14 protein-coding genes are annotated in these 20,141 nt (G+C 65.1%); 3 read left to right on the forward strand and 11 right to left on the reverse strand.

Annotated features, from left to right (window positions below; translation table 11 throughout):
* Positions 1 to 20: 20 nt before the first annotated feature.
* The 10 genes from N4G42_RS18910 to apbC form a co-directional block, all read right to left on the reverse strand.
* On the reverse strand, positions 21 to 2,987 hold the full coding sequence (locus N4G42_RS18910; protein WP_056746763.1) for a formate dehydrogenase subunit alpha: 2,967 nt from the start codon (positions 2,985 to 2,987) through the stop codon (positions 21 to 23).
* A 14-nt stretch (positions 2,988 to 3,001) separates the two neighbouring features.
* The gene (locus N4G42_RS18915) at positions 3,002 to 3,211 is read right to left on the reverse strand and encodes a formate dehydrogenase (protein ID WP_260668278.1); all 210 of its coding nucleotides are present in this window, start codon (positions 3,209 to 3,211) and stop codon (positions 3,002 to 3,004) included.
* Between the two features lie 148 nt (positions 3,212 to 3,359).
* Positions 3,360 to 3,992: a molecular chaperone gene (locus N4G42_RS18920; protein WP_260668279.1), complete on the reverse strand. Its 633-nt coding sequence runs from the start codon at positions 3,990 to 3,992 to the stop codon at positions 3,360 to 3,362.
* Complete coding sequence (locus N4G42_RS18925; protein WP_260668512.1) at positions 3,989 to 6,058, reverse strand: 4Fe-4S binding protein; 2,070 nt, start codon at positions 6,056 to 6,058, stop codon at positions 3,989 to 3,991. Before N4G42_RS18925 ends, N4G42_RS18920 begins: the two co-directional genes overlap by 4 nt.
* A complete protein-coding gene (locus N4G42_RS18930) occupies positions 6,018 to 6,752 on the reverse strand; it encodes a DUF3306 domain-containing protein (protein WP_260668280.1) in 735 nt (244 codons plus the stop codon). Before N4G42_RS18930 ends, N4G42_RS18925 begins: the two co-directional genes overlap by 41 nt.
* On the reverse strand, positions 6,745 to 7,335 hold the full coding sequence (locus tag N4G42_RS18935) for a DUF3305 domain-containing protein (RefSeq protein ID WP_146871775.1): 591 nt from the start codon (positions 7,333 to 7,335) through the stop codon (positions 6,745 to 6,747). Before N4G42_RS18935 ends, N4G42_RS18930 begins: the two co-directional genes overlap by 8 nt.
* An 83-nt stretch (positions 7,336 to 7,418) precedes the next feature.
* The gene (fdhF, locus tag N4G42_RS18940) at positions 7,419 to 10,310 is read right to left on the reverse strand and encodes a formate dehydrogenase subunit alpha (RefSeq protein ID WP_260668282.1); all 2,892 of its coding nucleotides are present in this window, start codon (positions 10,308 to 10,310) and stop codon (positions 7,419 to 7,421) included.
* A complete protein-coding gene (locus N4G42_RS18945) occupies positions 10,307 to 12,289 on the reverse strand; it encodes an NAD(P)H-dependent oxidoreductase subunit E (RefSeq protein WP_260668283.1) in 1,983 nt (660 codons plus the stop codon). Before N4G42_RS18945 ends, fdhF begins: the two co-directional genes overlap by 4 nt.
* A gap of 192 nt (positions 12,290 to 12,481) precedes the next feature.
* On the reverse strand, positions 12,482 to 13,438 hold the full coding sequence (locus tag N4G42_RS18950; protein WP_260668284.1) for a LysR substrate-binding domain-containing protein: 957 nt from the start codon (positions 13,436 to 13,438) through the stop codon (positions 12,482 to 12,484).
* A gap of 25 nt (positions 13,439 to 13,463) precedes the next feature.
* A complete protein-coding gene (apbC, locus tag N4G42_RS18955) occupies positions 13,464 to 14,555 on the reverse strand; it encodes an iron-sulfur cluster carrier protein ApbC (protein ID WP_260668285.1) in 1,092 nt (363 codons plus the stop codon).
* A 120-nt stretch (positions 14,556 to 14,675) separates the two neighbouring features.
* On the opposite strand from apbC, the gene N4G42_RS18960 reads away from it, so the two are divergent.
* Positions 14,676 to 15,248, forward strand: coding sequence for a restriction endonuclease (locus N4G42_RS18960; protein ID WP_260668286.1), 573 nt, complete (start codon positions 14,676 to 14,678; stop codon positions 15,246 to 15,248).
* 371 nt (positions 15,249 to 15,619) lie between these two features.
* A complete protein-coding gene (locus N4G42_RS18965; protein ID WP_260668287.1) occupies positions 15,620 to 16,882 on the forward strand; it encodes a patatin-like phospholipase family protein in 1,263 nt (420 codons plus the stop codon).
* 23 nt (positions 16,883 to 16,905) lie between these two features.
* On the opposite strand, the gene N4G42_RS18970 is transcribed toward N4G42_RS18965, so the two are convergent.
* Entirely contained in the window at positions 16,906 to 17,706 is an 801-nt protein-coding gene (locus N4G42_RS18970) for a hypothetical protein (protein WP_260668288.1), read from the reverse strand.
* A 274-nt stretch (positions 17,707 to 17,980) separates the two neighbouring features.
* Between N4G42_RS18970 and metG the strand changes: the two genes are divergently transcribed.
* Complete coding sequence (metG, locus tag N4G42_RS18975) at positions 17,981 to 20,101, forward strand: methionine--tRNA ligase (RefSeq protein ID WP_260668289.1); 2,121 nt, start codon at positions 17,981 to 17,983, stop codon at positions 20,099 to 20,101.
* The last annotated feature ends 40 nt before the right edge of the window (positions 20,102 to 20,141 follow it).

A 20,141-nucleotide genomic window follows, 5' to 3' on the forward strand; every position in this document is an offset into this window, starting at 1 on the left:
TGTCTCCTTGCGTGGCGCGATCAGGCGCGTTCCACGTTGCAGATCGTGGTCTTGGTTTCTTGCATCATGGTCACGCTGTCGTAGCCATAGGTGGTGGCCGTGTTCACGGCTTCACCGCGCACCACAGGTGCCGCACCCTTGGGGTAATACGCCAGCATGTCCGCCCCTTGCCAGCGGCCCGAGAAGTGGAAAGGCATCCACACGGTATCGGGTGCCACGCGCTCAGTGACGAGTGCTTGCACATTGATGCGGGCGCCGGTGGGAGAGCTGAGCCATACGCGCTCGCCGTTGCGGATGCCCCGGTCGGCCGCCGTCTTGGGGTTGATCTCGACGAACGACTCCTGCTGCAATTCCGCCAACCAGGGGTTGGAGCGGGTTTCCTCGCCGCCGCCTTCGTACTCCACGAGACGGCCCGAGCTCATGATGAGCGGGAATTTCTCGTGCACCTTGTCGGCCACGTTTTTCTCCTGCACGCTCTTGTAGAGCGTGGGTAGGCGCCAGAAGGCCTTCTTGTCGTCGTGGGTCGGGTACTTGGCCATGAGGTCAGGACGCGTGCCATACAGAGGCTCACGGTGCTGCGGAATGGCGTCAGGGAAGTTCCACACCACAGCGCGCGCCTTGGCATTGCCGAATGGATGGCAACCGTGCTTGAGGGCCACCCGAATGATCGCGCCCGTGGGGTCGGTCTTCCAGTTCTTGCCCTCGGCCTTGGCCTTTTCGGCATCGCTCAGATCGTCCCACCAGCCCAGCTTCTTGAGCAGCACGTGGTCGAACTCGGGGTAGCCCGTGGTGATCTCGCTGCCCACCGAATGGGAGCCGTCCTCTGCCAGCAGGTTGACGCCATCCTTTTCCACGCCGAAGTTGGCGCGGAAGTTGCCGCCGCCTTCCATCACATGCTTGGAGGTGTCGTACAGATTGGGCGAGCCTGGGTGCTTGAGCTCCGGCGTGCCATAGCAGGGCCATGGCAGGCCAAAATAGTCGCCGCCAAAGTCGTAACCAGTCTCCTTGTCCTTGCCCCCCTTGGCCTTCAGGGTCTTCACATCGAACAGGTGCATGTTCTTCATGTGGGCCTTCAGGCGCTCAGGGCTCTGGCCGGTGTAGCCAATGGTCCAGACCGACTTGTTGATCTCGCGCAGGATGTCCTCGGGCACGGGCTCGTCCATGCCCTTGACCTTCTGCATCTTGTAGTTCTTGGAGAGCTCGGCGGCAAAGCCCAGCTTTTCGGCGAACTGGTGCATGATCATGTGATCGGAGCGGCTCTCCCACAGCGGCTCGATCACTTTTTCGCGCCACTGCAGCGACCGGTTGGATGCCGTGCACGAACCACTGGTCTCGAACTGCGTGGCGGCGGGCAGCAGATACACCGCACGGTTGGGATTCAAATCTTCGGCCTTGCCTGGCATGGCAGCCATCGCGGCGGTGGCGGACGGATAAGGATCCACCACCACCAGCAGGTCCAGCTTGTCCATGGCGCGCTTCATCTCCAGACCACGGGTCTGCGAGTTGGGCGCATGGCCCCAGAAGAACACGCCGCGCAAATTGGAGTCCTGGTCGATCAGCTCGTTGTTCTCTAGCACACCATCAATCCAGCGCGACACGGTGATGCCGTTCTTGGTCATCATCGCGGGCGACGCATACTGCTTCTTGATCCACTCGAAGTCCACTCCCCACACAGCGGCGAAGTGCTTCCACGAGCCTTCGGCCAGGCCGTAGTAGCCAGGCAGCGAGTCTGGGTTGGGACCCACGTCGGTTGCGCCCTGCACGTTGTCGTGGCCGCGGAAGATGTTGGTGCCGCCACCGCTCTTGCCCACGTTGCCCAAAGCCAGCTGCAAGATGCACGATGCACGCACGATGGCATTGCCGATGGTGTGCTGCGTCTGGCCCATGCACCACACGATGGTGCCAGGGTTGTTCTCGTGCAGCATCTTGGCGACCTTGAAAACCTGGTCCTCCTTGACGCCACAAGCCTCTTCCACCTTGTCAGGCGTCCACTTGGCCAGCACTTCGTCGCGCACCTTGTCCATGCCATAGACACGGTCGTTGATGTACTTCTTGTCTTCCCAGCCGTTCTTGAAGATGTGGTACAGCACACCAAACAGGAAGGGAATGTCGGTACCGGAGCGGATGCGCACGTACTCGTCCGCCTTGGCGGCCGTGCGGGTGAAGCGCGGGTCCACCACGATCATCTTGCAGCCGGTTTCCTTGGCGTGCAGCATGTGCAGCATGGACACCGGATGCGCTTCCGCCGCGTTGGAGCCGATGTACAGAGCGACCTTGCTGTTTTGCATGTCGTTGTACGAATTGGTCATGGCGCCGTAGCCCCATGTATTGGCCACCCCCGCCACCGTGGTGGAGTGGCAGATACGCGCCTGGTGGTCGCAGTTGTTGGTCCCCCAGAAGCTCACGAACTTGCGCAGCAGATAGGCCTGCTCGTTGTTGTGCTTGGACGAACCCACAAAGTACACGCTGTCAGGACCGCTGGCCTTGCGCAGCTCCTGCATCTTGGCCGTGATTTCGTTCAGGGCCGTGTCCCAGCTGATGCGCTCGTATTTGCCGTTGACCAGCTTCATGGGATAACGCAGGCGGTACTCGCCATGGCCGTGCTCGCGCAGGGCTGCGCCCTTGGCACAGTGGGCACCCAGGTTGATGGGCGAGTCGAACACCGCCTCCTGGCGCACCCACACGCCGTTCTCGACCACCGCATCGACCGCGCAGCCCACTGAGCAGTGGGTGCACACCGTGCGGCGCACTTCGATCTTGCTGTCGCCGATGCCGACCTTGGCACCTTCGGCAGCGTTGGACTTCTTGACCAGCGTGAGCTGCGAGGCCGCGATGCCCACGCCCACTCCCAGGCCAGAGCGGCGCAGGAACGAGCGACGATCCATGGTGGGCAGGGCCTGCGACAGGCCACGGCGCAGGCTGTGCACAAAAGGCGATGCAGAGCCGTTGCCCTGCACAGAATGGGAAGACTTCTTGGTTAGCAACATGGCGTGCCCCGATGTCAAAGTTGGGTGGTCTTGTAGTACTGCTTCACGCGGGCAGACAGGTGGTAGCCACCGCCCTTTTCGGGTGCGACGCGCGCGGGCTCGGACACCACGGCATCGGACGGCGCGACATGGGGGAGTGCCACCACGGCTGCTGCAGCAGCCCCTACGGTGGCGGCGCCGGAAAAGAAGCTCCGGCGGGAGGATTTTGGCTGGCTGTTCTGCATGCTTGTCTCCAGAAAGGCTGGCAGCTATGAAACGGAATTCATACAGTCTATGTCAGTGTGTAAAAACCCGCCATCGGGCTTTACAACTCCCAGTAACACACTCATCTTTTGTAGCGGCATATCGAGGGTTTACGAGCATCTGGAGGGATCAATCCAACATGTCGAAGCCCTGGGTCTCCACCGACACAAAGGCCCGCGTGAAGTGCGCCACAGCCGCATAAAACCGTGCTTGCGGCTGTGCGGCCAAGGCATCGCAGAGCTGAAGAACCCAGGGCTGCAGATGCGTTGAAAAAAATTCACGCTGCGATGTCAGGTTGCAGACAGCTACATCGTCTCCGGCGATCAGGTAGCGCATGACCTCCAGCAGGTAGGCCACATGGTCCTCGGTCTCGGGCATGGTCTCGTCCCGCGCCAGGCCCAGCTGCTGCAGATCGGTACGCAGACGCGCCAGCGGCTTCTCGTTGAGAAACCCGCTGAGGTAGTGCGAGCCATACAAAAACACCTCGGGCTTGCCCACACCACCAAAGAGCCGGTCAAACTCCTGCGCAATGGCAGCATCGCTGAGCGCACGCGACGCCGCCACCAGTTGCTGCCAGGGCTCCTGCAAAAAGCCGCCATCGGCAGGCGCCTCCGTCACTGCCACCCGCAAGGCCGACAGCAGCTCCGGGTCGGGCGCTGCGTAGTACAGCTGCGACAACAAGCCATACAGCTCGGCGCGGGCGGTTTCTTCATCGAGCGCAGAGCTGCCGCCCAGGGGGGTCAAGGTGGATGGGGCACTCACAGGTCGGTCACTTTCGTCTCGTTTTGTGCGGAATACAGGTCAATCACGCGGCAGTCACTGCACATCTTCAGCCGCTCCAGCGCCTCGCCCTGGAACATGGGGTGGCCCGACAGTTTGCCCAGCATGGCCTCGATGGCTTTCACCGTGCCAAAGGGTTTGCTGCAGCGCACACAGGCCCAGGGCTTGGCCTCGTTGAGCACACGCAGCTGTGCACGCTCGGGCGTGAGCAGCAGGCGCGGCTGCAGGGTGATGGCGTCTTCGGGGCAGGTAGTGGCGCACAGGCCACACTGCACGCAGTTCTTTTCGATGAAGCGCAGCTGCGGCATCTGCGGGTTGTCCTGCAGCGCACTGGCGGGGCAGGCGCTCACGCAGCTCAGGCACAGGGTGCAGCGATCTTTGTTGACTTCAATCGTGCCCAGCGGCGACCCCACGGCAGGCAGAGCAATGGCCGCAGGCCGCTCGTCTACGGGCATAGGGGCCTGCTCGATCAGGTGGTCGAGTGCCATCTCCAGTGTGCTGCGCTTCTCTTGGGCCACCGCAAAGCGTGCAGCCACGGCCGGGGTCTTCTGGCGCGTCTGCCCCAGGGTCTGCAGTGCAGCATCCAGCGCGGTGGGGTGGTTGGCACGCAGCAACTGCACATGGGTGCCGGTGTAGCCCAGGCCGCGCAGGATGACCTGCGCCACGTCCATTTGCGCCTGCAGGCCTTCGAGGTACTGCGGGGCTTCTTCATCGGTACTCAAAACCACCACCTGCGACGCACCATAGGCCATGGCGCTGAGCCACAGGTCCACCCCCGTGCTCGCCGTGTGCCACAGCGCCACCGGGATCACGTTGGCAGGCACGCCTTGCGCCAGCTTCAGCTGAGCAGCACGACCCAGTTCTTCCACCAGCGCCTGGCCGCGCTCCTGGCTGTGCAGCAGCAATACCGCATCCTTGCCGCCGGCGGCGGTGTAGGTGGACAGCAGCGTCTTGAGCTTGGTGCCCTGCTCCGTCGCACTGGGGTAGGCATAGGTCAGTGCGCCCGTGGGGCACACGGTGGTGCAGGCGCCACAGCCCACACACAGGTTGGGGTTCACCTTGATTTGCTGGCGACCCTTGTCGCTGCTGATGGCCTCGGCCGAGCAGATGTCCACGCAGGCATTGCAGCCCACGGTTTCGTTGCGGCTGTGGGCGCAGAGCTTTTGTTTGTAGACAAAAAACTTGGGTTTCTCGAAATCGCCCACCAGCTCGCGCAGCTTGAGCAGCGTGCCCAGGTCCCGCCCGTCCCAGCGCAGGTAACCCTGCGGCAGCGCGTGCTGCAGGAAGGTGGGCGTGGCAGTGGATGAACGCAGGTCCAGCACCAGGTCAAAACGCTCGGTCTGCGCCGTGGCATCTCGGGTGAAGTCGATGGCGCCCGCCACCTGGCACACCTTCACGCAGGCGCGGTGCGACTGGCAGGCGGTCAGGTCGATCTGGTAATCCAGGCCAATCGCGTTTTCAGGACAGGCCGCCACGCAGGCGTTGCAGCGCGTGCACAGGTCCAGGTCGATGGGGTTGTCGGCCGCCCATTGCAGCTCAAACGCACCCAGCCAGCCGGTGAGGCCCGTGATGCGGCCACCCAGCACCGGATAGCGCCGCGCCTGCGCGCCACCGGCATTGCCAGGGCCTTGGGTGAACAGCGTCACATCCAGCACATCCGACACCAGGGCAGCCGCCTGCTCGGCCTGGTCGAGCGGTCCGATGATCAGCAAGCGGCCCGTGCTTTTGTAGGTGACCGTGGGTACGGGCGGAGGGTCGGGCAGCCGGGCGGCCGCCAGCAGCGCGGCGATCTTGGAGCTGGCCTTGGCGGCATCGCGGCTCCAGCCCCCGGTTTCGCGGATGTTCACAAACCGAATGGGCGACACCGCGCCCTCGGTCTGCTGGCCCAGGTCGCCAAACAGGCGCTGCTCCTGGGTGCAGGCCACCACCACGTCCTGCCCGGACTGGATGGCCTTCTGAAACGCCCCCGCCTCGCGCCGGCACAGGGTGGAGAGAAGGGTCAGGTCTTCATGCAGTGCCTCGCCCAGCGCCTTGGCGTTGAGGGGCATCGTCTGGTTGCAGTCGCAGATGAGCGTCGTGGTCATTGTGGGTATGGCTGGCTGGCGTGACCACCGCATCCTGGGCAGAGCGTGGGGCCACCTCAGGCTCGCTAGAGGGAACGCTAGGAACAGCGTTGCATACCCGGGACTGTGCCACGTCTGCGGGGCTTTGCGCCTCCGCATCATCCCGAGGCTGACTGTCCGGCGGGGATATTGCGGTCGCAGGGGCCGCGTCCGGCGCAGCATCACCTTGCAAACCCTGCGCAGCGGTCGCGGCCTTTTTCTCGTGGTCAAAAAAGCCCAGTGCATGCGCACTGGCCATCTTGCGCAGCATGCCTGCAGGCAGCGGGTCGGGCTGGGTGTAGTCGCCGATGTAGATGTCCAGGCCATCCATCACATTGAAGTGCGGGTCGGCAAACAGCTTTTTCATGGCCAGATTGCGCACCTCAGGCGACACGGCACGGGCCACAAACGGTTTGAAGTCGGACGCGGGCGTGAGCGCCTCAGCATCCGCCAACGTGGGCGGCGGTGGCACCTCCGGGGCAGGGACAGCAGGGGCTGCAGGCGCAACGGGCGCTGCCACAGCGGCCACCGGCGCGGGGGTTGCCACCTGGGGGGCGGGCGGCGGCGGGTCCTGCACGGGCTTGCCCGCCAGCACATCCTGCTTGCGCCGCGACCAGCGGCCGAGGAATCCGTCAGCCATGGTCGCCACCTCCTCGCGCGCCTCCCGCATGGCCGCCACCACCACCACCGCCGCCACGCGGCTTGTCGGTGGACACGGACGCGGGGTTGCCAAAGCGGTCCTGCAGCGTGCGAAAGCTCTCGGGCCGCTTGCGGCGCTTGGGCTCGGGCTGGTAATGCTCGGCCACAAAGGCGCGCAGTGCCTCCACCACCTCGGCATCGGCGGGCACTTGCTCCACGGTTTCCTGTGCGTCCAGCCAGCGGCCGGCGTCGTGGTAGCTCAGGCTCACCGCCACCGGGCGGGCCATGGGGACCTCGCCCGCGCCGGTGTCTTCATCCTGGCGCCACATCACAAACCAGCAGGGCGCGGGCGAAGTGAGGTTCAGGTGATAACCCTCGGCGTCGTCGCGGAACAGCTCCACGCGAAAGCCCGGGAACAGCCAGCGCTGCTCGCGCTCGTCCTGGATCAGAGGGCGGGGTTCGGTCCCAAAGGCGGGCTCGTGGATCACCACCTCGGCCAGCGACCACCGCCAGGGCTGCCAGCGGTTGTCGATGTGCTCGCGCCGCATGATCACGGCAACGTCGGTGTAGGGGCGCTCTGTCATGGGCTGCGACTGTACCCCGGAGTAACCCCTTGCCCGCAGCGCGCGGTGCAAAGCCCCACAGCCAGCGTACGGATCACGCGGTGTCAGCCCGGCACGCCAGTGGCCTGCATGACCTCCACCGCCACGGCGCAATATTTGAATTCGGGGATCTTGCCGAACGGGTCCAGCGCCGCGTTGGTGAGCAGATTGGCCGCCGCCTCCACATAGGCAAATGGCATGAACACCGTGCCGCGCGGCGTGCCATCGTCGCGGCGCACGCGCACCTGCACCATGCCGCGCCGCGAGCGGATGCCCACCAGCGCGCCGGGCGCCACGCCCAGCCGCGCCAGTTCGTCACCGTGCAGCGACGCCGTGGCCATGGGCTCGATCGCGTCCAGCACGGTGCTGCGCCGCGTCATGCTGCCGGTGTGCCAATGCTCCAGCTGGCGACCGGTGATGAGCACCAGGGGGTAGTCGGCATCGGGCTTCTCTGCCGCCGGGATCACGCTGGCGGGCACCAACTGCAGGCGGCCCGTGGGCGTGGGGAATTTCTCGGTGAAGACGATGGGCTGGCCGGGGTCGCCCTCTGTGAGGCACGGGTAGGTCACGCTGGACTCGCGCTCCAGCCGGTTCCAGGTGATGCCCTCGATGCTCGCGTACATGGCCTGCCGCATTTCGTCGTACACGGCGGCTACGCCCGACTCTTCGCCTTCGTAGTTCCAGCCAAGGCCCATCCTCTGGGCGATCTGCTGAATGATCCACAGGTCCGGCTGCGCATCGCCCGGCGGGTTCAACGCGCGGCGCCCCATCTGCACCATGCGGTCGGTGTTGCTGGCGGTGCCGGTCTTTTCGGGCCAGGCGCTGGCGGGCAGCACCACGTCGGCCAGCCAGGCGGTTTCGGTCATAAAGATGTCCTGCACCACCAGGTGCGACAGGCTGGCCAGCGCGTGGCGCGCGTGGTTCAGGTCGGGGTCGCTCATGGCGGGGTTCTCGCCCATGATGTACATGCCGCGCACCTTGTGGGGGTCGCTGTCAGGCGCCAGGGCCTTGTGCATGATCTCGACCACGGTGTAGCCGGGGGTCTCGTCCAGCGGAGTGCCCCAGAACTGTTCAAACCACGCATGCGCCCCGGCGTTGTCCACGCGCTGGTAGTTGGGGAACATCATGGGGATCAGCCCCGCGTCGCTCGCGCCCTGCACGTTGTTCTGGCCGCGCAGCGGGTGCAGGCCCGAGCCGGGCTTGCCAATCTGGCCGGTGACGGCGCACAGCGCAATCAGGCAGCGCGCGTTGTCGGTGCCATGCACATGCTGGCTCACGCCCATGCCCCAGAGAATCATCGATGCCCTGGATGTGGCAAACGCACGCGCCACCTCGCGCAGCGTCTCGGCCGGGATGCCGCACACGGGCGCCATGGCCTCGGGGCTGCAGCCCATCACGTTGGCCTTGAGCGCCTCAAAGTTGTTGGCGCGGTCGCGGATGAAGGCCTCATCCACCAGGCCTTCGTCGATCACCGTGTGGATCAGCGCGTTGAGCATGGCCACGTCAGTGTCGGCCTTGAACTGCAGCGTGCGCCAGGCATGGCGGCCGATGTCCGTGATGCGCGGGTCGGCCAGCACGATCTTCGCGCCGCGCTGTGCAGCGTTTTTCATCCAGGTGGCGGCCACGGGGTGGTTGGCCGTGGGGTTGGAGCCGATCACAAAGATCAGCTCGGCATGCTCCACGTCGTGCACCGGGTTGCTCACCGCGCCGGAGCCTACGCCTTCGAGCAGCGCGGCCACGCTGGACGCGTGGCACAGCCGCGTGCAGTGGTCCACGTTGTTGCTGCCAAAGCCGGTGCGCACCAGCTTCTGGAACAGGTAGGCCTCTTCGTTGCTGCCCTTGGCCGAGCCGAAGCCCGCCAGCGCCTTGGGGCCGTGCGTATCGCGCAGCGACCTGAGCGTGCCGGCGGCCAGGCCCAGCGCCTCGTCCCAGGTCGCTTCGCGAAAGGTGTCGCGCCAGTCGGCACCGTAGGGGCGCACCTCCTTGGGCACACCGGGTTTGCGGACCAGCGGCACCGTCAGGCGGTCGGGGTGGTGGGCGTAGTCGAAACCGAAGCGCCCTTTCACGCACAGGCGGCCGTGGTTGGCCGGGCCGTCGCGGCCTTCGACGCTGATGATCTTTTCATCGCGCACGTTGTAGGTGATGAGGCAGCCCACGCCGCAGAAGGGGCAGACCGAGTCGACCTTGCGGTCCACCTTTTGCGAGCCGATGTGCGTCTTGGGGCTGAGCGCTCCCGTGGGGCAGGCCTGCACGCATTCGCCGCAGGCCACGCAGGTGCTCTCGGCCATGGGGTCATCCAGGTCGAAGACGATCTTGCTGTCGGCCCCGCGCAGCGCGTAGCCGATCACATCGTTCACCTGTTCCTCGCGGCAGGCGCGCACGCAGCGGTTGCACTGGATGCAGGCGTCCAGGTTGACGGCCATGGCGGGGTGGCTGAGGTCAGGCGCGGGCTGCTCGCGGCGCAGGGCCTGGAGCGCGGGGCGCACGATGACGCCCAGGCGATCGGCCCAAGCACTCAATTCGCCATGCTGACCTACCGCTGGGGCAGTTTTTGAATCCAATGGGCCTGTAGCGCTAGAAGAATATGCTCCACCAGCTATCAATTCAGGAGTATCTGGTTGGTCATCATTCCATTGGTAGCCAACATCCGGCATATCGGACAGCAGCATCTCCACCACCATCTGCTGGCTCTTGCGGGCGCGGGGGCTGGCGGCCTGCACCTTCATGCCTTGCGTCGGTGCGCGGCAGCAGCTGGGGGCCAGCGTGCGCTCGCCCGCGATCTCCACCACGCAGGCGCGGCAGTTGCCGTCGGGGCGCAGGCCATCGGAGTAGCAGAGGTGCGGAATCTCCACGCCATGGCGCTGCGCAGCTTGGAGGATGGTGTCGCCGGGTTGGGCGGTGACGGGCTGACCGTCCAGCTCAAAGGCCACTCCGCCGGTGTCTTGCAAGCTGCTCATGGCTGGGCTCCCTTCGGCAGTTGCTCCGCCAGCGGACTGTTGCGCGGCTTGGGCAAATCGCCCGGCCAGGGCCCCTCGCCCACTTCGTGCGCAAAGTATTTGTGGATGCAGCGGATGGGGTTGGGCGCAGCCTGGCCCAGGCCGCAGATGGAAGCGTCGGCCATTACCTGTGCCAGATCGTCGAGCAGTTCTTCATCCCACTTCGGCGCTTGCATCAGCGTGGCCGCCTTGGCCGTGCCCACACGGCAGGGCGTGCACTGGCCGCAGCTTTCGTGTTCAAAAAAGCGCATCACGTTCAGCGCCGCGTCGCGCGCGCGGTCGTGTTGGCTGAGCACGATGACGGCGGCCGAGCCGATAAAGCAGCCGTAGGGCTGCAACGTGTCGAAGTCCAGGGGAATCTGGTTCAGGCTGGCAGGCAGGATGCCGCCCGAGGCGCCGCCGGGCAGGTACGCATAGAGCTGGTGGCCGTCCAACATGCCGCCGCAGTATTCGTCGATGAGTTCCTGCACCGTGATGCCCGCAGGCGCGAGCTTGACGCCAGGGTGTTTCACCCGGCCGCTCACGCTGAAACTGCGCAGCCCCTTGCGCCCGTGGCGGCCAAAGCTGGCAAACCACTGCGGGCCGCGCTCCACGATGTCGCGCACCCAGTACAGCGTCTCAAAGTTGTGCTCCAGCGTGGGCCGGCCGAACAGACCCACCTGCGCGATGTAGGGCGGGCGCATGCGGGGTTCGCCACGCTTGCCTTCGATGCTCTCGATCATGGCCGACTCTTCGCCGCAGATGTAAGCACCCGCGCCGCGCCGCAGTTCGATGTGGGGCAGCGGGCATGGCGGATCGGCGCGCAGGTCGTCCAAAGCCCGCTGCAGCAGCGCACGGCAGCCGTGGTATTCGTCGCGCAGGTAGATATAGATGGCCTCGGTGCCCACCACCTGGGCGGCGATGAGCACCCCTTCCAGAAAGCGGTGCGGGTCACGCTCCAAGTAGGTGCGGTCCTTGAAGGTGCCGGGCTCGCCCTCGTCGATGTTGACGGCCATCACGGCCGTGCCCCCACGCTCCCCCGCTTCGCGTGGTCCGCTGCCCCCCGAGGGGGCCGTCGCCTCGCTTGGGGCGGCCCGGCGCTCGGCGAGCGCGGCCTGCTCGCGCACGATGCGCCACTTGCGCCCGGCCGGAAAGCCTGCGCCCCCCAATCCGCGAAGGCCGGAGTCTTCCATGGCGGCCAGCACGGCCTCGGCGTCCATCTCGCCATTGACCAGCGCAGCGGCGGTCTGGTACCCGCCGTGGGCACGGTAGGTGGCCAGGTCGGTGTGTGCGGGGCTGATTCCATCCGGCTGCGCAGGCACGCTCGCCTCCACACACTCAGCAATATCAAAATTAATAGCAACTTGGGCATATGGTTGTAGCGCTACCGCCCGATTGGGCTTTAAATCAACGGCTTCCAGCACCCCACCGACGGTGGCGTGGGGCACCGGGCACTGGTGCACCACCGCCACGGGAGCCTGCTCACACCGGCCCACGCAGGGCACAGCCAACACCTGCACATCGCCCTGCCCGGCCGCGCGCAGGCGCTCGGGCAGCGCGGCCAGCAGGTCGCGGGCGCCCGCCACGCTGCAGCTCAGGCTGTCGCACACCCGCACCACCAGGCGGGGCGCCTGGGCCTCTTCACCACGCACGATCTCGAAGTGGTGGTAGAAGCTCGCCACCTCATACACCTCAGCCATGGGCAGGTTCATCTGCTTGGCGAGTGCCACCAGGTGCCGGTCGTGCAGCACGCCAAAGTGGTCGTTCAGGCGGTGCAGGTATTCGATGAGCAGGTCACGCCGAAAGCCGGTGGCCGGGCGCGGGCCCAGCAGTTGCGCCACCTCGGCCATGGCCGCTTCTTCGGGCTGGCGGCCCTTGAGGCGGCTTTTGCGGCGGATGCGTTCGCGCATGTCGTTGACGGACACGGCGGCGACGGTGGGGGCTTCGGGGGCAAGGTGCATGGACCGGGGGCGTGGGGCGTTGATCTGGTTGTATGCAGGCACCTGCATAGGGTGCCCGGGCCGCCGCAGTGTCGGCCACGGGCGCCTGCGGCGTCAAATTGCCGATGCACATGGGTCGATCACAAAAACAAATGAAACGGCCGTTTTTGCAGCTGCCCATGAATCACCCGCCGCAACCCGTGCGGTCAGCGCTCAATCTGCGACCAGAAGCCCACTGTGTGCTGCAGCGTGCTGCAGCCAGTCGGGGTCCTGCGCCAGTGCCAGCGCTGCATCGAGGGCGCGGGTGGGCTGCACCTGCCGGTGCGACATGAATCCGATGGGGGTGGTCAGCACCGGGCCCTTGAGCGGCAGGGCCTCCAGCCCCTCATGGCCGCGCACGGCATCGACAAGCGCCCCGGGCAGGACGCTGCACAACTGGCCCGCCACCACGCTCAGCGCCAGGGTCAGCACCGAATCGGTTTCCATGGCGGGCATGACCGTGGCGCCTGCCGCGCGGAAGGCGCCATCGACCAGGCTGCGGTTGTGCATCTCCGGGGTGAGCAGGCACAGCGGCAAGGCCGCTGCATCGGCCCAGGCCATGGACGGGCCGATCTGCAGCCCACGCTCCGGGCCCTGGAGCGGGCGCGGTGCGCGGCGCAGCAGAAAGTAGTGCTCGACATACTGCGGCCAGGCCCGCAGCGGGCCGCCGCGTGCGGGCATGCGCTCGGTGTAGCCCAGCGCCAGGTCCAGCGAAATGTTTTCCAGCCCGGCCTCGAGCGCCTGCGAGCTCATCGACAGTGCCACCGGCACGATGCCCGGGTGCCGCGCCTGCAGCTGCGCCGCAAACCGCGCGAGGATGGGCATGGCCGTGGGCACCGCGCCCAGGCGCAGCGTGCCGCGCGGGTGGGCGGCGTCGCCGCTCAGGTCCTGCTGCAGCACTTGGTGCTCGTGCAGCATGCGCTGGGCGGATGCCAGTACACGCTCACCCTCGGGCGTGAAGCCCTCGAAGCTGCGCCCCCGGCGCACCACCACCACGCCAAACTCCTTTTCCAGCGCGCGCAGCGCATTGGAGAGCGCCGGCTGCGTGATGTGGCAAGCCTGCGCCGCCCGGCCAAAGTGCCGGTGCTCGTGCAGCGCCACCAGGTAGCGCAGGGACGCGAGCAGGTTCATGGCGCGGTGGGGTGGCTCAGGAGGATCAGGTGTTCTTGCTGATCGAGATGGTGGGGAACTTGTTCGAGAAGTCCTTGGCCTGCTGGGCGATCTTCACCGCCACATCGCGCGCCACCTTCTTGTAGATCTGTGCGACTTCGCCATCCGGGTCGGCCACCACGGTGGGCTTGCCGCTGTCGGCCTGCAGGCGAATGCTCATGTTCAAAGGCAGCGCACCCAGGTAGTCCATGCCGTAATCGGCCGCCATCTTCTTGCCGCCATCGGCGCCAAAGATGTGCTCCACATGGCCGCAGTTGCTGCAGACGTGGGCGGCCATGTTCTCGACGATGCCCAGGATGGGCACGCCCACCTTCTCGAACATCTTGATGCCCTTCTTGGCGTCCAGCAGCGCGATGTCCTGCGGCGTGGTCACGATCACGGCGCCGGTCATGGGCACACGCTGGCTCAGGGTGAGCTGGATGTCGCCAGTGCCGGGCGGCATGTCGATGATGAGGTAGTCCAGGTCTTTCCAGTTGGTCTGGCGCAAGAGCTGCTCCAGCGCCTGGGTGGCCATGGGGCCGCGCCAGATCATGGCTTCGTCCTGGTCCACCAGGAAGCCGATGGACATGACCTGCACGCCGTAGTTCTCCAGCGGCTCCATGGTCTTGCCGTCTTCACTCTCAGGGCGACGGTTGATGCCCAGCATCATGGGCTGGCTGGGGCCGTAGATGTCGGCATCCAGAACGCCCACGCTGGCACCCTCGGCAGCCAGCGCCAAGGCCAGATTGGCGGCCGTGGTGCTCTTGCCCACGCCGCCCTTGCCAGAGGCCACGGCGATGATGTTCTTGACCTGGGGCAAGAGCTGCACACCGCGCTGCACGGCATGGGCGATGACCTTGGTGGTGATGTTGACCGACACGTTGTCCACGCCCGCCACGCCCTTGGCGGCGGCCACCAGGCTGCGGCGCAGCTCGGGCACCAGGCTTTTGGCGGGGTAGCCCAGTTCCACGTCAAACGCCACGTCGCCACCGGTGATCTGCAGGTTGCGCAGGGCGCGGCTGCTGACAAAATCCTTGCCCGTATGGGGGTCCAGCACGCTGGAAAGTGCGGCCAAAAGGCCCTGTTCGGTGACTGCCATTCAAATAACTCCTGTGGGGCCGGTAGTCTATTCCCAAGCTCCCGCCCCCTGCCGCTGAAGGACAATGCGCACCGCATTGCATCGTCGCTCTCTCCAAAAAGGCCTCCCGTGAAATTCAAGATGTCTGAAAACTCCCTGTTTGCCGTCCTGCTGCGCTCGCCGTGGTGGATCAGCTTTGTGGTGGTGGGCCTCATCACGCTGGCGGCCGGGGCGTTGTTGCCCAAGGAGTACTTTGTCGTGGGCGCGCTGGCAGGGTTCCCCATCTTTGTGGTGGGCTGCATCGCAGCCTGGAAGCAACTGCGCGCGCCCAACCCCGCCAAGGTGGTGGAGATGCTGGAGGCCGTGGGCAGCATGCCCTGGCGCAGCTTCGCCGACACCCTGGCCACCGCCTGGGAACGCGCGGGCTACAGCGTGGAGCGCATGACAGGCAGCAACGCCACCGGGGCCGACATGCGCCTGAGCCAGGGCGGCAAGACCACGCTGGTCAGCGCCAAGCGCTGGAAGGCCGCTACCCACGGTGTGGAGCCCCTGCGGGAGCTGCGCACGGCCATGACCGCTGCCGATGCGTCGGAGGGCGTTTACGTGGCCGCCCTGGGCCAGGTCAGCGAGAACGCCCAGGCGTTTGCCCGGGAGCACGGCATCGTGGTGCTGCAAGGTGACGCGGTGGCGCAACTGCTGCTCAAGCAGCGTTAAGAACCTGTTCACAGTCTTTTTGGAGTTGCACAAGTGCCTTGCCGGGATGGGATGCAAGGCGCGGTGCGCTGCCAATAGCCCGTGCTATTGGCAAGCGCCGCAACGCCGCAGACCGCCCGGCAAGGCACTTGCCCAAAGGGTTGGAGTGAAATCGGGCGATTGGACGCCCCGGCTGCTTGCATGGGCATGAGCCCATGCGGCGCACCCGAAGCATCCACTCCTCCCGATTGCACTCCAATGTAATCTCCAAAAAGACTGTGAACAGGTTCTAAGACCACCTCCTGTGGGGTGGCCCGCACATGCGGGTTTTCCCACATGAGCTGCGCCCGGGCGCCCCTCCACACTGGGAGCCTTACACAGCCCCACCGTCCATGCCCCCCACAACCTCTACCGCAGCCCCTGGCAACGTTCCCGCCACACCCGCCACGGGCCTGCTGCTGACCGGCGGCGGTGCCCGCGCTGCCTACCAGGTGGGCGTGCTGGAAGCCATTGCCGACCTGCGCCAGGCCTGTGGCGAAGGCGGCGGCCCCAACCCCTTTCCCATCATCACCGGCACCTCGGCGGGGGCCATCAACGCAGCCGCCCTGGCCTGCGGAGCCGACCACTTTGACCGTGCGGTACGCCGCATTGCACGCGTGTGGCGGCAGTTCCATGCCAGCCAGGTGTATGGCGCCGACTCGCTCAGCGTGATGCGCAGCGGCGCGCGCTGGCTCACGCTGGTGTCGCTGGGCTGGGCGCTGGCGCGCTGGCGGCGCATGCGGCCCAAGTCGCTGCTGGACAACACCCCGCTCGAAAAACTGCTGGTCAAGATGGTGCCGCTGGTGCGCCTGCCCCGGCTGATCCGCAAAGGGCATCTCACAGCGCTTGCCGTCACAGCGTCGAGCTACAGCTCGGGCGAACACGTCACCTTTTTTGAAGCCGCCGCACCCGTCAAGCCCTGGGTGCGCTCGCAGCGCAAAGCGGCCAGCGACCGCATCACGCACGAGCATCTGCTGGCATCCTCGGCCATTCCGTTCATCTTTCCGGCCAAGGGCATCGAGGTGGATGACCACGTCGAATATTTCGGCGACGGCTCCATGCGCCAGTCGGCGCCCATTGCTCCGGCCATTCACCTGGGGGCCGAGCGCATCCTGGTGATCGGCGCGGGCCGCATGCACGAGCCCAAGGGAGATGCCGCTGCCAACCCCACGGCCACCTACCCCACGCTGGCGCAGATTGCGGGGCATGCGCTGTCCAACATCTTTCTGGATGCGCTGGCCGTGGATGTGGAGCGCGTGCAGCGCATCAACCAGACCCTGTCCCTCATCCCCGAAGAAAAGCGCCTGCACAGCGCACTGCGCCCCATCGAGCTGCTGGTGATTGCGCCATCCCAGCGCCTGGATGCCGTGGCTGCGCGCCACGTGGGCGACCTGCCCACGCCCGTGCGCACCATGCTGGGCGCCCTGGGCGTCACGTCCAACATGGCCGATGTGCGCGGCGCGGCGCTGGCCAGCTACCTGCTGTTCGAGTCCGGCTACACGCAGGAGCTGATGGCCCTGGGCCGGACCGACACCCTGGCCATGCGGGCCGAGGTGTGCCAATTTTTTGGATGGACGGATACCGGTGCCGAGGTGCAGATGCGGCACCACACCTGAGAGGTGCCCGCCGAAGCAACCGCTTACCGGCGGCGAAACCTGCTCGCCCCGCGCCACACGGCCGCCAGCGCCAGCAACGCCGCCAGGACTCCAACACCCTCACCCGACAGTCCGGGCACCGGAGAGGGCGCAGAGGGTGGAGCCGTCACCCGAAACACTTTCAGTTCATCAATGCTGGCAGGGCTGCGGCTATAAAACGCAATACGCTGGAATGCTGGTGACAAACCGGCATAAGACGCCGAGGGAGCTGGCGGATTCAAGTAATCGAATCCCGACAAGCTGGACAGCACCCACATTTGGGTCAGATTGGCTGTGTAGTCAATGCGCAGCACCACGGCGCTGAGGGTATTGAGCGCCACTGCGCTGCACGCGCCGGCCACTGGCTGCAAAGTGTTGTCAAGAATGGCATATACGGGGCTGCCACATGCACCGTTGTTGCCCACTGCACCCGTAGTTACACCTGCATTGATGAAACGAAGGTTCGGCGTGCCGCCGCCAGACTGGGTGCCAAACTGCGAGACGAACTGCACGAAAAGAACACCGGAGTTTTGCAACGGCAAGTCTCGCGCAGCATCATTCAGCTGCGACCCGGCCCGGTACACCACCTTACCCCCTGCGCCTGCCAAACCCGGCACCGACAGCCCCACAGAGTTCGTAAAAAAATCGGTGAACGAAATACTGTCAGAAACCCAGGCTCCAGTCCATCCAGTGCCCCCGTTTTGCCCTACCAGCGATATGTTGTTGGCGTAGGAAAAAGAATCCTCGGCGACGGTGGTAACGACGGGCGCCGCGAGCGACGGCACAGCGCTGAATGACAAGCTCAACAGCCACGTGTACAACGACTTTCGCAAACTCACTCGCGAGACGACCCAACCAGCACACGGACACGACATGTTGAAGACCTGAAAAACCGCAAAGACTGCGCAAGAGTTGGAGAAAGACGCCGCTGGATTTTTCCAGGGCCAGGGGGCGACTCGCGTGCCGCTTGAAATTTTGCCATTGGCGGGGTGGTATCCGTCGCTTGCCCCAAAGCCTCACGCGGCCAGACATACCACAACCCCCTAAAATCGCGGGTTCCGCCTGAGAAAGCCGCTTTTCATGACGACCTCCGCCCGCAAACTCTTCGTTACCACCGCCCTGCCGTATGCCAACGGCAACTTCCACATCGGCCACATCATGGAATACATCCAGGCCGACATCTGGGTGCGGTACCAAAGGATGCAGGGCAACGCGGTCAACTTTGTGGGTGCGGACGACACCCACGGTGCGCCCATCATGATTGCCGCCGAAAAGGCCGGCAAGACGCCCCAGCAGTTCGTGGCCGACATCGCTGCCGGCCGCAAGCAGTACCTGGATGGCTTTCATATCAGCTTTGACAACTGGCACAGCACCGACGCGCCCGAAAACCACGACCTGGCCCGCCAGATCTACCGCGACCTGCGCGACCGTGCTGACGGCAGCCTGATCGAGGTGCGCACCATCGAGCAGTTCTTCGACCCCGAGAAGAACATGTTCCTGCCCGACCGCTACATCAAGGGCGAATGCCCCAAGTGTCACGCCAAGGACCAGTACGGCGACAACTGCGAGGTGTGCGGCACCGTGTACGCCCCCACCGACCTGATCAACCCCTTCTCGGCCCTCTCCGGCGCCAAGCCCGAACTCAAGCACTCCGAGCATTTCTTCTTCAAGCTCTCGGACCCGCGCTGCGTGGAGTTTCTGGAGAACTGGACGCAGGACGGCAAGCTGCAGCCCGAGGTGGCCAACAAGATCAAGGAATGGTTCACCGTCCGCACCAACCCCGACGGCACCACCAGCGAAGGCCTGGGCGACTGGGACATCAGCCGCGACGCACCCTACTTCGGCATCGAGATCCCGGACGCGCCGGGCAAATACTTCTACGTGTGGCTCGATGCGCCCGTGGGCTACCTCGCGTCGCTGAAGAACCTACTGGAAAAGCGCGGCGAAAGCTACGACGCCTACATGGCCGACCCGGCCATGGAGCAGTACCACTTCATCGGTAAGGACATCGTCACCTTCCACACCCTGTTCTGGCCCGCCATGCTGCACTTCAGCGGCCGCAAGACGCCCAACAATGTGTTCGTGCACGGCTTCCTCACGGTGAACAACGGCGAGAAGATGAGCAAGAGCCGGGGCACGGGCCTGGACCCGCTCAAGTACCTGAGCCTGAACATGAACGCCGAATGGCTGCGCTACTACCTGGCGGCCAAGCTGAGCGCGCGCAACGAAGACATCGACTTCAACGCCGAAGACTTCATGCTGCGGGTGAACAGCGATTTGATTGGCAAATACGTGAACATTGCCAGCCGCGCGGCACCACTCCTGCACAAGTACTTTGAAGGAAAGATTCGCGACCACGGATTGAGTGGCGCGGGCGCACACGACGTCATCAAGCAAGTTGAAGCTGCAGAGGCAGCAATTGCGGAGTACTACGAAGCACGAGATTTTGGGAAAGTAACCAAAACGGTCATGGCCTTAGCAGACGTTGTGAACAAGTACGTTCATGAACAAGCCCCCTGGGACATGCTCAAAAAATTCCCCGAATCGCCAAGTGCCCATGAGGTTCTTAGCGTGGCGCTTGAATCGTTTCGGATTCTCACGATTTACCTCAGCCCAATACTCCCGCAAGTGGCTGAGCAAGCATTGGGCTTCCTCAAAGCATCCACAAGCTCTTGGAAGGCCATCCACCGCCCGCTGACTTCGCATCGTCCAGCTGATGAAGCGATCCTGGCCTACAAACACCTGATGCAGCGCGTGACGCCCGAGCAGCTTGAGGCATTGTTTGAGCCCCCTGCGCCCGCTGCACAAGCCCAAACAGCTACAGAAACCGTAGCAGCACCCGGCGGCGAAGAGCTGGCCCCCACGATCACCATCGACGACTTCACCAAGCTCGACCTGCGCATCGCGCTGATCGTGAACTGCGAGCCGGTGGAAGGTTCCACCAAGCTGCTGCGCCTGACGCTGGACGTGGGCGAAGGCCGCACGCGCAATGTCTTCTCCGGCATTGCCAGCGCCTACAAGCCTGAAGACCTGGTGGGCAAACACACCGTGATGGTGGCCAACCTGGCCCCACGCAAGATGAAGTTTGGCGTGAGCGAAGGCATGGTGCTGGCCGCCAGCCATGGCGATGAAAAGGCCAACCCCGGCATCTACGTGCTCAACCCCTGGCCGGGCGCCACGCCGGGCATGCGGGTGCGGTAAGGCACGCAGGGCCGGTAAATACAGCGACGGTCAAGGTTAC

Origin of the sequence: Acidovorax sp. K2F, assembly GCF_025246485.1 — a bacterium.
GTDB classification, from domain to species: Bacteria; Pseudomonadota; Gammaproteobacteria; order Burkholderiales; family Burkholderiaceae_C; genus Acidovorax; species Acidovorax delafieldii.

What these genes read in the sequence shown, in the direction of transcription:
- N4G42_RS18910 (WP_056746763.1), bottom strand. Translation starts at nt 2,987, where the DNA reads ATGTTGCTAACCAAGAAGTCTTCCCATTCTGTGCAGGGCAACGGCTCT.
- N4G42_RS18915 (WP_260668278.1), bottom strand. Translation starts at nt 3,211, where the DNA reads ATGCAGAACAGCCAGCCAAAATCCTCCCGCCGGAGCTTCTTTTCCGGC.
- N4G42_RS18925 (WP_260668512.1), bottom strand. Translation starts at nt 6,058, where the DNA reads ATGCCCCTCAACGCCAAGGCGCTGGGCGAGGCACTGCATGAAGACCTG.
- N4G42_RS18930 (WP_260668280.1), bottom strand. Translation starts at nt 6,752, where the DNA reads ATGGCTGACGGATTCCTCGGCCGCTGGTCGCGGCGCAAGCAGGATGTG.
- N4G42_RS18935 (WP_146871775.1), bottom strand. Translation starts at nt 7,335, where the DNA reads ATGACAGAGCGCCCCTACACCGACGTTGCCGTGATCATGCGGCGCGAG.
- fdhF (WP_260668282.1), bottom strand. Translation starts at nt 10,310, where the DNA reads ATGAGCAGCTTGCAAGACACCGGCGGAGTGGCCTTTGAGCTGGACGGT.
- N4G42_RS18945 (WP_260668283.1), bottom strand. Translation starts at nt 12,289, where the DNA reads ATGCACCTTGCCCCCGAAGCCCCCACCGTCGCCGCCGTGTCCGTCAAC.
- N4G42_RS18950 (WP_260668284.1), bottom strand. Translation starts at nt 13,438, where the DNA reads ATGAACCTGCTCGCGTCCCTGCGCTACCTGGTGGCGCTGCACGAGCAC.
- apbC (WP_260668285.1), bottom strand. Translation starts at nt 14,555, where the DNA reads ATGGCAGTCACCGAACAGGGCCTTTTGGCCGCACTTTCCAGCGTGCTG.
- N4G42_RS18960 (WP_260668286.1), top strand. Translation starts at nt 14,676, where the DNA reads ATGTCTGAAAACTCCCTGTTTGCCGTCCTGCTGCGCTCGCCGTGGTGG.
- N4G42_RS18965 (WP_260668287.1), top strand. Translation starts at nt 15,620, where the DNA reads ATGCCCCCCACAACCTCTACCGCAGCCCCTGGCAACGTTCCCGCCACA.
- metG (WP_260668289.1), top strand. Translation starts at nt 17,981, where the DNA reads ATGACGACCTCCGCCCGCAAACTCTTCGTTACCACCGCCCTGCCGTAT.